This is a genomic window from Bacillus cereus group sp. MYBK30-2, assembly GCF_051915945.1.
Taxonomy (GTDB): Bacteria; Bacillota; Bacilli; order Bacillales; family Bacillaceae_G; genus Bacillus_A; species Bacillus_A paramycoides.
The window spans coordinates 46,226-58,573 of record NZ_JBQAFR010000004.1 but is presented as its reverse complement, the minus strand read 5'-3'; the positions used below and the strand labels follow the sequence as shown (position 1 = coordinate 58,573).

Here is a 12,348-nt window from a genome sequence, read left to right as displayed (position 1 = left end):
AAGGGATGTGATGAGAATGCATATTGAAATGAAAAATATTTCAAAAGCGTTCAATGGTAATCCTGTTTTAAAAAACGCACAGTTTATGATTGAAACAGGAGAAGTCCATGCATTGATGGGGGAAAACGGAGCGGGGAAATCGACGCTCATGAAGATTTTAACAGGTGTATATAAAAAAGACAGTGGAACCGTCACGATTGATGGGAAAGAACGAACTTTTAAAAATGCAAAAGAAGCAGAAGAGTACGGTATTGCATTTATCCATCAAGAGTTGAATATATTACCGAACTTGACGGTAGCTGAAAATATGTTTCTTGGAAAAGAGTTAATGTATGGGAGAACAGGAATATTACGTACGCGTCAAATGAATGCGATTGCCCAGCAGCAATTAGCAGATCTTGGTCTACATGTGAGAGGCGCTATGCTAGCAGGTGAATTATCAGTTGGACAACAGCAAATTATTGAAATTGCTAAAGCATTAATGACAAATGCAAGCGTTATTATTATGGATGAACCTACAGCTGCATTAACAGATCGCGAAATTGAAACGCTGTTTACTGTTATTAATAAATTACGTAAAGAGGGCGTTTCATTCGTTTATATCTCACACCGAATGGAAGAAATTTTTTCAATATGTGATGCCATTACGATTTTGCGTGATGGAGAATATGTAGGGAAGAGATTAATTCCAGAAACGTCATTTGATGAAGTAGTTAGCATGATGGTAGGCCGCAGTATTGGTGAACGTTACCCAGAGCGAAATAGCCAAATTGGTGAAGTGATTTTTGAAATGCGTAACGGAACGAAAAAGGGGAAATTTGAAAATGTTTCGTTTCAAGTTAGAAAAGGTGAAATCCTTGGTGTTGCTGGCTTGATGGGAGCTGGCCGTACGGATATTATGAAAGCAATATTTGGATATGAACCGCTTGATTCAGGACAAATTTTTATGAATGGACAAGAAGTGAAAATTGATAGCCCAATAGATGCGATTAGGCAACGAATTGCTTTTATTACAGAGGATAGAAAATCTGAAGGGCTTGTGTTAGATTTTTCGATTCGTGAAAATTTAGCTTTACCAAATTTAGAGAGTCTTTCAAAGGGAAGCGTTGTTAATAAAGGTTTAGAACAGCAATTTACAGAGGATATGATGAAGCTTCTTAAGGTGAAAGCAGCAAACGGAGAGCAAGCTGTAAAATCTCTTTCTGGTGGAAATCAGCAAAAGATTGTAATTGCAAAATGGCTAGGTATTCATCCGCAGTTACTCATTTTAGATGAACCAACGAGAGGTGTAGATGTTGGGGCTAAAAAAGAAATTTACTCTATTATGAATAAGCTTACCGAGCAAGGAGATGCCGTTATTATGGTATCGTCTGAGCTTCCAGAAGTTTTAGGAATGAGTGATCGTGTTCTTGTCATTCATGAAGGAAAAATCGGTGGTATTTTAGAGAAAGATCAGGCATCACAAGAGTCTATTATGGCACTAGCTACAGGGGGAGAGTAAGATATGGCTAAGAAGGGGAATGTATTACAACAACTCGGTTCTTTAATCGGTTTAGTGTTGATTATCGTAGTAATTACAGCTTTAAATCCAGCATTTATTGAAATTCCAAATTTATTTAATATACTGCGCCAAGTATCGATTAATGCACTCATTGCATTTGGAATGACCTTCGTTATTTTAACAGGGGGTATTGACTTATCGGTAGGTTCTATTTTAGCATTATCAAGTGCACTTGTTGCCGGAATGATGGCAAGTGGCATGGATCCGTTCCTTGCAATGGCAGTTGGATTATTAGCAGGTCTTGTAATGGGGATTGTAAACGGTATCATTATTGCGAAGGGAAAAGTAGCTCCTTTTATTGCAACTTTAGCAACAATGACCATTTTTCGCGGGTTGACGCTTGTTTACATGGACGGACGTCCGATCACTGGGCTTGGTGATCATTTAATGTTCCAAATGTTTGGCCGTGGTTATTTCCTTGGTATTCCTGTGCCAGCCGTTACAATGATGATCGCTTTTGCAGTACTGTACTTTATTTTAAAGAAAACAACGTTTGGTCGCCGTACGTTTGCGATTGGTGGAAATGAAGAAGCGGCAGCTTTATCAGGTATTAATGTTACGAGAATTAAAGTAATGATTTACGGTCTTTCCGGAATTTTGGCAGCGCTTGCAGGTATTGTCTTAACATCAAGACTAGATTCTGCACAGCCGACTGCTGGTACTTCTTACGAATTAGATGCAATTGCAGCAGTTGTGTTAGGAGGAACGAGTCTTTCAGGTGGAAGAGGATGGATTGTTGGTACATTCATCGGTGTACTTATTATTGGTGTACTAAATAACGGTTTAAATTTATTAGGTGTATCTTCTTTCTTCCAACAAGTTGTAAAAGGACTTGTAATCTTACTAGCTGTACTAATTGATCGTCGAAAAGAAGCGTAATGGAGGGGCAATTCATGAAAAAATGGTTACTGATACTCGTTGCATGCATCATGGTAGTTACTGCTGGTTGTTCAATGGAACCACCAGAATGGGCAAAGGATTCTAGCGATAAAGGTCGAAATAAAACTATTAAAGTTGGATTTTCTGTTTCAACTTTAAATAATCCATTTTTCGTCACGTTGAAAAAAGGTGCAGAAAAGAAAGCGAAAGATAGCGGCATTGAATTAATCGCTGTTGATGCACAAAATGATGCAGCGAAGCAAACAAATGATGTTGAAGATTTAATTCAAAAAGGTGTCGATGTAGTTGTTATTAATCCAACCGATTCAGATGCCGTTGCTTCAGCGGTAAGTGCAGCCAATGCAGCGAATGTTCCTGTTATTACAGTAGACCGAGTTGCGAATTCAGGTAAAGTTGTTTCTCACATTGCTTCCAACAATGTCGAAGGTGGTCAAATGGCTGGTGATTACATTCGGGAATTAGTTGGTGAAGGAACAAACGTCGCTGAGTTAGAAGGAATCCCTGGATCGTCTGCAGCTCGTGAGAGAGGGAAAGGATTCCATAACGTAGCTGATAAGTCTTTAAAAGTAGTAGCAAAACAAGCAGCTGATTTCGATCGTGCAAAAGGATTATCTGTTATGGAAAATATTTTGCAAGCAAATAGCAATATAAAAGCAGTATTTGCTCATAACGATGAGATGGCATTAGGTGCACTTGAGGCATTAAAATCTGCTGGTAAAACGGATGTAGTCGTTGTTGGATTTGATGCAACAGACGATGCTGTGAAAGCGGTTAAAGATGGACGCATGGCAGCAACAGTCGCTCAAAAACCGGAATTAATCGGAGAGAAGGCGATGGAAACAGCAAAAGAGATAACACAAGGGAAAAAGGTGGACAAATTTATTCCGATTGAATTAGAGCTTATTAAGAAAAAATAAATAAATATAAAATGAAAATTAGGAAGGAAGAATAACAAATGAAATTCTTTATTGATACAGCAAACGTTAACGAAATTAAAGAGGCAAATGCATTAGGTGTAGTAGCTGGAGTAACGACAAATCCATCACTTGTAGCAAAAGAGGGCGTAGATTTCCATGAGCGTATTCGTGAAATTTGCAGCTTTATAGAAGGTCCTGTAAGTGCAGAAGTAATTAGCTTAGAAGCTGATAAAATGATCGAAGAAGGAAAAGAATTAGCGAAAATTGCTCCAAACGTTGTTGTAAAAGTTCCAATGACAACAGAAGGTTTAAAAGCAGTAAAAGCATTCTCTGATTTAGGAATTCGTACAAACGTTACATTAGTATTCTCAGCAGTTCAAGCATTACTTGCAGCTCGTGCTGGTGCGACATACGTTTCACCGTTCTTAGGTCGTTTAGATGATATCGGTCATAACGGTATGGACTTAATTCGCCAAATCGCAGAAATCTTTGCAATTCACGGTATTGAAACAGAAATCATTGCAGCATCTGTACGTCACAGCGTTCACGTAACTGACGCAGCATTAAATGGTGCACATATTGCAACAATCCCAGCAAACGTAATTGCTTCATTAGTGAAGCACCCATTAACAGATCAAGGAATTGAGAAATTCTTAGCTGATTGGGAGAAAACACAAGGGCAATAATAAGAAATGGAGAACCCAAGTTTAAATAACTTGGGTTCTTTTTTTATTTAAAAGAATTTTCATGCAATTTTGCATATTATCTTTCAAATTTTTAATATAAGCTATTTAATATATACAAATCACTCTTTATTTTTCATATTTCGATATAAAGTGAAACTTTAATCAGTGGGGGTTTTGTCCATCCCCCACTGATTATTAGTTGAACCAATCGGGCTTTTACGGGCAGTTATCTCCCACCTAACTTCCTCGCATTCGCCGAATTTTGAGGTGGGAGTCTTACTGCCCGCAAATAGCGGGATAAAAGGATAGAGAGTCTGACCAGAAAACTGGAGGGCATGATTCTATAACAGAAGGTTTAACGTTTATAGAATTATGCCTTTTTATATACAAGGGAGGATAGATTACGTATTTTTATCTGAATTTTAAGATTTATATAAGGGGATGGTTAAAATGAGAAGAAAAGCACCATTTAAAGTATTGTCGTCATTAGCAATTGCGACAATCATCGGATGCACAGCTGTAATGAGTGCTCCGCTAGCATACGCAGAAATGCCAGTGAAAGCAAAAGAAAATGTGTCTACGACGCCAATTGATCATAATTTAATTCAAGAAGATCGTTTAGCGGAAGCGTTGAAAGAAAGAGGAACAATTAATCCAGCATCATCAAAAGAAGAGACGAAAAAAGCTGTAGAGCAATATATTGAAAAGAAACAAGGGGATCAGGCAAATAAAGAAATTCTTCCAGATGATGCTGCTAAAGAAGCATCGGATTTCGTAAAAAAGGTAAAAGAGAAAAAGATGGAAGAAAAGGAAAAGGTAAAGAAAGCTGAAAAAAATGTTAGCCCAGAGCAAAAGCCAGAGCCAAATAAAAAACAATTAGATGGGAAAGTTCCAACTTCTAAGGCGAAACAAGTTCCATATAATGGACCTGTTCGTACGGATAAAGTGCTAGTGTTACTCGTTGAGTTTAGTGATTATAAACATAATAATATTGAGCAAACACCAGGTTATATGTACTCGAAAGATTTTAGTAGGGAACATTATCAAAAAATGTTATTTGGTAATGAGCCTTACACATTATTTGATGGTTCGAAAGTAAAAACATTTAAACAATATTATGAAGAGCAGTCTGGTGGTAGTTATACGACAGACGGATATGTAACGGAGTGGCTAACTGTTCCAGGAAAAGCTGCTGATTACGGGGCTGATGGTAGTAGTGGGCATGATAATAAAGGACCAAAGGGTGCACGTGATCTAGTGAAAGAAGCTTTAAATGCAGCAGCTGAGAAAGGGTTAGATTTATCTCAATTTGATCAATTTGACAGATATGATACAAATGGCGATGGTAATCAAAATGAACCTGATGGAGTAATTGATCATTTAATGGTAATTCATGCTGGTGTTGGTCAAGAAGCTGGTGGTGGTAAGTTAGGAGATGATGCAATTTGGTCACATCGCTCTAAATTAGCAAGAGATCCAGTAGCGATTGAAGGAACAACATCTAAAGTACCTTATTGGGGTGGAAAAGTAGCGGCTCATGATTACACAATTGAACCAGAAGATGGTGCAGTAGGTGTGTTTGCACATGAATTCGGACATGACCTTGGTTTACCAGATGAGTATGATACGAAGTATACTGGAGCTGGATCACCTGTTGAAGCTTGGTCGTTAATGAGTGGAGGTAGTTGGACAGGGAAAATCGCTGGAACAGAGCCAACTAGTTTTTCACCACAAAATAAAGACTTCTTACAAAAGAACATGGGTGGCAACTGGGCAAAAATTTTAGAAGTAGATTACGATAAAATTAAGAGTGGTCTAGGAGTTCCTACATATATTGATCAAAGTGTTACAAAATCAAATCGTCCAGGTGTCGTACGTGTCAATTTACCAGGTAAGAGTATTGAAACAATTAAACCTGGATTTGGAAAGTATGCATACTATAGTACGAGAGGCGATGATATTCATACGACATTAGAAACACCGTTCTTCGATTTAACAAAAGGAACAAATGCAAAATTTGATTATAAAGCAAATTATGAACTAGAAGCAGAGTGTGATTTCATCGAAGTACATGCTGTAACTGAAGATGGAACGAAAACATTAATTGATAGATTGGGAGAAAAGGTAGTCCAAGAAGATAAAGATACAACAGATGGCAAATGGATTGATAAATCATACGATTTGAGTCAATTTAAAGGGAAGAAAGTTAAACTACAATTCGACTATATTACAGATCCAGCTTTAACGTATAAAGGTTTCGCAATGGATAATGTAAATGTAACAGTTGATGGACAAGTAGTATTTTCAGATGATGTAGAAGGACAGTCTAAAATGAAGTTAAATGGATTCGTTGTTTCCGATGGGACAGAACAGAAGCCACATTATTATTATTTAGAGTGGAGAAACTATGCCGGATCAGATAATGGATTAAAAGCGGGAAGAGGTCCGGTGTATAATACAGGTCTTGTCGTTTGGTATGCAGATGATAGTTTCAAAGATAACTGGGTTGGGGTACATCCAGGTGAAGGGTTCCTTGGTGTTGTGGACTCTCATCCGGAAGCGCTTGTTGGTAATTTAAACGGGAAACCAGCGTACGGTAATACTGGAATGCAAATTGCAGACGCTGCATTTTCATTTGATCAAACGCCGGCATGGAATGTGAATTCATTAACACGCGGGCAGTTTAATTATGCTGGGTTACAAGGTGTTACAACTTTTGATGATTCTAAAGTGTATAGTAACAAACAAATTGCTGATGCAGGACGAAAAGTTCCAAACCTTGGACTTAAATTCCAAGTTGTTGGACAAGCAGAGGATAAATCGGCAGGGGCTGTTTGGATTAGACGTTAATAAAATAAAAGCACACTCTTCATATGAAGAGTGTGCTTTTATTTGTACATTAAGTTATTATTTTAGCTTATGTAATACAACTGTTTATCCATGTGTAGTGTATCAAATTATGTGGGGAAAGGAAATATTTCCGAGGAAATTGTCGAAGTATTGTTGCCTTTTGTATTTAAATTAATTGGCATTATCCCAACTCTTCCGTTATATTACGGGTCATATCAATATGCATTAAAAAAAAAGACAATGATGGAGTTATCCCATCATTGTCTTTTTTACTTTGCTTCTTACATAAATCATTCCGGCAAATGTTAATAAGAACGCCGTCCCGATAATGAAGCTGGCGCTAGGTGATGCACCGATGGCTCCGACTGTAAAGGAGCCAGCAACAACTCCTAATGAGAAGAATGCATAAAACAATCCGAATGCTTTCCCGCGATTATCATCCGTCGTATTTTCAACAAGTAAGGCATTAATTGATGGGAAGAGAATAGCGAATCCAGTTCCATAAATCATCATAACGATAAAGAGCATACCTTTTGTTGCAAATAATCCGAGTAAAGATAATGCTAATGCCATTACTGTAATCCCGATTAGCATTAGTTTTGATCGATTAAATCGATCGTAAATACGATTTGTTGGAAGTAAGAAGAAGAGGATAGCGGTAATTCCGAACACACTTAACATCATGCCTGTTGTAGATGCTTTAAGTGCTAACGCCTCAACTTTTACTGGTAGCATATACGTGACAATTCCTTGCGAAAACATTAATGTAAAAGCACCAATATATGCTTGTAATAACGGCTCTGATTTTAATAGTTCAATCATATCTTCTTTGTTCATCATTTGAGTTCTTGATGTATCTTTCCTTGATACGTTATTTGGTAAGAAGAATAGAGATACGATTGTACCAAGAACCATTAAAATAGAAATGGTAATGAAAACCCACTCTATGCCAGCAGTTGCTTTCATAATGCCACTGAAAGCAGGTCCTACGATTGCCGCTGTTCCAACAGCAGCACCAGACAGAGCCATAGCTTTTCCCTGCCTTGCTGAATTCGATTGTTTTGATAAAAATGTAAAGGCAGCAGGAATTAAAAATCCGTCACTAAAACCGTGCATAAAGCGCACAACTAATAGTTGTTCACCACTTTGAACAACGGTGTATAACAAGACTATGAAACTCGTAATTCCCATGCTTATATAAAGTATTTTTTTTGCACCAAATTTATCGACAGCAGCTCCAGCAATAATATTACCAATCATATTAGCGAATGAGTACATACCGACAACTAGCCCGATAATTAGAGGGGTTCCTCCAAGACTTTGAGCGAAAGTACTCATAATAGGTAATTGTGAAAATGTATCTAAAAACGCTACGATAACAATAAAGTAAATAAAATATTTCAAGCGATATTCACCTCTCCTATGCTATTATGGCATAATGCTAATTTCAACTGCAATGAAATTGAATTAACAGATGTGGAAAAAAGTACAAAGTGACAAAATATTGAACGTTATTTGTTAAAAATTAGTGGAAATGAGATTGTTTTTTTGAAATATATGGATAGAAGTATTATAATAGATTTGTAAACTTCACCATGTTAAGTATATACATAGAGAGGGATGTATAAAATGAAAGCATTACTTTGGCATAATCAACGTGATGTACGAGTAGAAGAAGTACCAGAACCAACTATAAGACCAGGAGCAGTTAAGATTAAAGTTAAATGGTGTGGTATTTGTGGAACAGACTTGCATGAATATTTAGCAGGACCTATTTTTATTCCAACAGAAGAACATCCATTAACACATGTGAAAGCACCGGTTATTTTAGGTCATGAGTTTAGTGGTGAGGTAGTAGAAATTGGTGAAGGAGTTACATCTCATAAAGTGGGAGACCGCGTTGTTGTAGAACCAATTTATTCTTGTGGTAAATGTGAAGCTTGTAAACATGGACATTACAATGTTTGTGAACAACTTGTTTTCCACGGTCTTGGTGGAGACGGCGGTGGTTTCTCTGAATATACAGTAGTACCAGAAGATATGGTTCATCATATTCCAGATGAAATGACGTATGAACAAGGTGCACTTGTAGAACCAGCAGCAGTAGCAGTTCATGCAGTACGTCAAAGTAAATTAAAAGAAGGAGAAGCTGTAGCGGTATTTGGTTGTGGTCCAATCGGGCTTCTTGTAATCCAAGCAGCAAAAGCAGCAGGGGCAACTCCTGTTATCGCAGTGGAACTTTCTAAAGAACGTCAAGAGCTAGCTAAATTAGCAGGTGCTGATTACGTATTAAACCCAGCAACTCAAGATGTACTAGCAGAAATTCGTAACTTAACAAATGGTTTAGGTGTTAATGTTAGCTTTGAAGTAACAGGTGTTGAAGTTGTACTTCGTCAAGCAATTGAAAGTACAAGCTTTGAAGGTCAAACTGTAATTGTTAGTGTGTGGGAAAAAGATGCGACAATTACTCCGAACAACCTTGTGCTAAAAGAAAAAGAAGTGATTGGTATTCTTGGATATCGTCATATTTTCCCATCTGTTATTAAATTAATTAGCTCTGGCCAAATTCAAGCAGAGAAATTAATTACGAAAAAAATTACAGTGGATCAAGTTGTTGAAGAAGGATTTGAAGCGCTTGTAAAAGATAAAACACAAGTGAAAATTCTTGTTTCACCTAAATAATAGAGAATCGAAAAAAGTAGCCCTTTTCTAGAAATAGAAGAGGGCTACTTTTTTTCTATACTGAAAGGTGATAGACTTTCCTTTGACTAAATGTACTTTTGTTTGGGAGGGGGAGTTGGATGCTTTCGTTTTTTTTAACATTGAAACGGATGCTAAGAGCCTGTTTACGAGCGTGGAAAGATAAAGAATTTCAAGTGTTATTCGTATTAACAATCTTGACCTTAATATCTGGTACGATCTTTTATAGCACGGTTGAAGGATTACGTCCTCTTGATGCTTTATATTTTAGTGTCGTGACGTTGACTACTGTCGGTGATGGGAATTTTAGTCCTCAAACTGATTTTGGGAAGGTATTTACGATAATATACATATTTATCGGGATTGGACTAGTGTTTGGGTTTATTCATAAATTAGCAGTTAATGTACAATTGCCAAGTATATTATCGAATAGAAAAAAAGAGTAAAGCATGTAATTGCTTTACTCTTTTTTTACAATAGTTTATATGTGTATTTGCAGTAGCTTAACAATACTTTATTACAATGTAAGTGCATTCAATCATTATATTCACTATGTATAAAGTTATAGTGATATGAACATTTGCATATTTTAATTTATTAATAGAATTTTAGTGAAAGGTGGGATATTCTAGTCATAGGTTAACCGGAAGACATCGTAGGATCCTAACAAAATACTTACAATAATTCAATTATAAAATGGAGGATTTCAGATGAAAAAGAAAGTTCTTGCTTTAGCAGCAGCTATTACGTTAGTAGCGCCATTACAAAGCGTGGCATTTGCTCATGAAAACGATGGAGGACAGAGAGTTGGAGTTATTCCGCGCTGGTCTGCTGAAGATAAACATAAAGAAGGTGTAAATTCTCATTTATGGATTGTAAACCGTGCAATTGATATTATGTCTCGTAATACAACACTCGTAAAACAAGATCAAGTTGCACTATTAAATGAATGGCGTACGGAGTTAGAGAACGGTATTTATGCTGCTGACTATGAAAATCCTTATTATGATAATAGTACATTTGCTTCACACTTCTATGATCCTGACAATGGGAAAACGTATATTCCATTTGCAAAACAGGCAAAGGAAACAGGGGCTAAGTATTTTACATTAGCTGGTGATTCATACAAAAATAAAGATATGAAACAAGCATTCTTCTATTTAGGGTTATCTCTTCATTATTTAGGAGATGTAAATCAACCGATGCACGCGGCAAACTTTACAAATCTTTCGTATCCACAAGGATTCCATTCTAAATATGAAAACTTTGTAGATACGATAAAAGATAATTATAAAGTAACGGATGGAAATGGATATTGGAACTGGAAAGGTACGAACCCTGAAGATTGGATTCATGGAGCGGCAGTAGTAGCGAAACAAGATTACTCTGGTATTGTAAATGATAATACGAAAGATTGGTTCGTGAAAGCAGCTGTATCACAAGAATATGCAGATAAATGGCGCGCTGAAGTTACACCGATGACAGGTAAGCGCTTAATGGATGCACAACGCGTAACTGCTGGATATATTCAGCTTTGGTTTGATACGTATGTAAATCGTTAAGTATTTGAAAAAGGTCAAATCTCCGAATAGAGTATTTGGCCTTTTTATCAATATACAGTACATGGAGGTTATGAAACGTGAAAAGTAAGTTGCTAAAAGGTGTACTTAGCTTTGGAATTGGCCTAGGAGCTTTATATAGCGGATCTTCTGCTCAAGCGGAAATGTCTACAAATCAAAATGATACACTAAAAGTGATGACTCATAATGTATACATGTTATCAACGAATTTATATCCGAACTGGGGACAAAGCCAGCGTGCTGATTTAATTGGGGCAGCGGATTATATGAAAAATCAAGATGTTGTTATATTAAATGAAGCATTTGATAATAGCGCTTCAGATCGTTTGTTAGGGAATTTAAAGAAAGAATATCCAAACCAAACAGCGGTATTAGGTCGTAGTAATGGAAACGAATGGGATAAAACGTTAGGAAACTATTCATCTTCGACCCCTGAAGATGGCGGTGTAGCTATTGTAAGTAAATGGCCGATTGTTGAAAAGATTCAATATGTATTTGAAAAAGGATGCGGGCCAGATAACTTATCAAATAAAGGATTCGTATACACAAAAGTTAAGAAAAATGATCGTTTCGTTCATGTAATTGGGACGCATTTACAAGCTGAAGATAGTATGTGTGGAAAAACTTCGCCAGCATCTGTACGTACAAAACAGCTACAAGAAGTTCAAGAGTTTATTAAGAATAAAAATATACCGAATAATGAGTATGTGTTAATTGGTGGCGATATGAATGTGAATAAAATAAATGCTGAGAATAATAGCAATTCAGAGTATGCATCTATGTTTAAAACATTAAATGCGTCTGTACCATCTTATACAGGACATACAGCAACTTGGGATGCAACGACAAATAGTATTGCAAAGTATAATTTCCCAGATGCTCCAGCAGAATATTTAGATTACATTGTTTCTAGTAAAGACCATGCAAATCCAGTACGTATAGAAAATAAAGTGTTGCAGCCAAAGTCTCCAGAATGGTCTGTTACATCATGGTTCCAAAAATATACGTATAATGATTACCCTGATCATTATCCAGTAGAGGCGACTATTTCTATGAAGTAGTCAAAAAAGTTTCTTCGTGAAGAAGAAACTTTTTTTATTTGAAAACAGGAAAATCAATCTTTCTTTCCAATATGTATAAGACATATATAGAAG

The 12,348-nt window shown here is 36.7% G+C and carries 10 protein-coding genes; 9 read left to right on the top strand and 1 reads right to left on the bottom strand.

Features of this window, described 5'->3' with window-relative positions; genetic code table 11:
- The first annotated feature begins 16 nt into the window (after positions 1–16).
- The 5 genes from rbsA to inhA2 all read left to right on the top strand — a co-directional run bounded on the left by rbsA (position 17) and on the right by inhA2 (position 6,914).
- Positions 17–1,501: a ribose ABC transporter ATP-binding protein RbsA gene (rbsA, locus tag ACTFQM_RS21700; RefSeq protein ID WP_440036223.1), complete on the top strand. Its 1,485-nt coding sequence runs from the start codon at positions 17–19 to the stop codon at positions 1,499–1,501.
- A gap of 3 nt (positions 1,502–1,504) precedes the next feature.
- A complete protein-coding gene (locus ACTFQM_RS21695) occupies positions 1,505–2,440 on the top strand; it encodes an ABC transporter permease subunit (protein ID WP_001074641.1) in 936 nt (311 codons plus the stop codon).
- Positions 2,441–2,454: 14 nt separating this feature from the next.
- Positions 2,455–3,378: a ribose ABC transporter substrate-binding protein RbsB gene (rbsB, locus tag ACTFQM_RS21690; RefSeq protein ID WP_440036222.1), complete on the top strand. Its 924-nt coding sequence runs from the start codon at positions 2,455–2,457 to the stop codon at positions 3,376–3,378.
- 38 nt (positions 3,379–3,416) lie between these two features.
- On the top strand, positions 3,417–4,064 hold the full coding sequence (gene fsa / locus ACTFQM_RS21685; RefSeq protein WP_025149827.1) for a fructose-6-phosphate aldolase: 648 nt from the start codon (positions 3,417–3,419) through the stop codon (positions 4,062–4,064).
- A gap of 450 nt (positions 4,065–4,514) precedes the next feature.
- Positions 4,515–6,914: a M6 family metalloprotease immune inhibitor InhA2 gene (gene inhA2, locus ACTFQM_RS21680; protein ID WP_440036220.1), complete on the top strand. Its 2,400-nt coding sequence runs from the start codon at positions 4,515–4,517 to the stop codon at positions 6,912–6,914.
- Positions 6,915–7,163: 249 nt separating this feature from the next.
- Here the strand turns inward: inhA2 and ACTFQM_RS21675 are convergent, their stop codons facing one another.
- Positions 7,164–8,318, bottom strand: coding sequence for an MFS transporter (locus ACTFQM_RS21675; protein ID WP_440036219.1), 1,155 nt, complete (start codon positions 8,316–8,318; stop codon positions 7,164–7,166).
- Between the two features lie 225 nt (positions 8,319–8,543).
- On the opposite strand from ACTFQM_RS21675, the gene bdhA reads away from it, so the two are divergent.
- The 4 genes from bdhA (at position 8,544) to sph (ending at position 12,255) form a co-directional block, all read left to right on the top strand.
- Entirely contained in the window at positions 8,544–9,596 is a 1,053-nt protein-coding gene (bdhA, locus tag ACTFQM_RS21670) for a (R,R)-butanediol dehydrogenase (protein WP_327907817.1), read from the top strand.
- Positions 9,597–9,715: 119 nt separating this feature from the next.
- On the top strand, positions 9,716–10,060 hold the full coding sequence (locus ACTFQM_RS21665) for a potassium channel family protein (protein ID WP_440036218.1): 345 nt from the start codon (positions 9,716–9,718) through the stop codon (positions 10,058–10,060).
- 264 nt (positions 10,061–10,324) lie between these two features.
- The gene (cerA, locus tag ACTFQM_RS21660; protein WP_440036216.1) at positions 10,325–11,176 is read left to right on the top strand and encodes a phospholipase CerA; all 852 of its coding nucleotides are present in this window, start codon (positions 10,325–10,327) and stop codon (positions 11,174–11,176) included.
- Between the two features lie 77 nt (positions 11,177–11,253).
- Positions 11,254–12,255 (top strand): sphingomyelin phosphodiesterase, encoded by a 1,002-nt coding sequence (gene sph / locus ACTFQM_RS21655; protein WP_440036215.1) that lies wholly within the window; start codon positions 11,254–11,256, stop codon positions 12,253–12,255.
- Positions 12,256–12,348 lie beyond the last annotated feature (93 nt).

What these genes read in the sequence shown, in the direction of transcription:
- cerA (WP_440036216.1), top strand. Translation starts at nt 10,325, where the DNA reads ATGAAAAAGAAAGTTCTTGCTTTAGCAGCAGCTATTACGTTAGTAGCG.
- fsa (WP_025149827.1), top strand. Translation starts at nt 3,417, where the DNA reads ATGAAATTCTTTATTGATACAGCAAACGTTAACGAAATTAAAGAGGCA.
- ACTFQM_RS21665 (WP_440036218.1), top strand. Translation starts at nt 9,716, where the DNA reads ATGCTTTCGTTTTTTTTAACATTGAAACGGATGCTAAGAGCCTGTTTA.
- ACTFQM_RS21695 (WP_001074641.1), top strand. Translation starts at nt 1,505, where the DNA reads ATGGCTAAGAAGGGGAATGTATTACAACAACTCGGTTCTTTAATCGGT.
- bdhA (WP_327907817.1), top strand. Translation starts at nt 8,544, where the DNA reads ATGAAAGCATTACTTTGGCATAATCAACGTGATGTACGAGTAGAAGAA.
- rbsA (WP_440036223.1), top strand. Translation starts at nt 17, where the DNA reads ATGCATATTGAAATGAAAAATATTTCAAAAGCGTTCAATGGTAATCCT.
- rbsB (WP_440036222.1), top strand. Translation starts at nt 2,455, where the DNA reads ATGAAAAAATGGTTACTGATACTCGTTGCATGCATCATGGTAGTTACT.
- inhA2 (WP_440036220.1), top strand. Translation starts at nt 4,515, where the DNA reads ATGAGAAGAAAAGCACCATTTAAAGTATTGTCGTCATTAGCAATTGCG.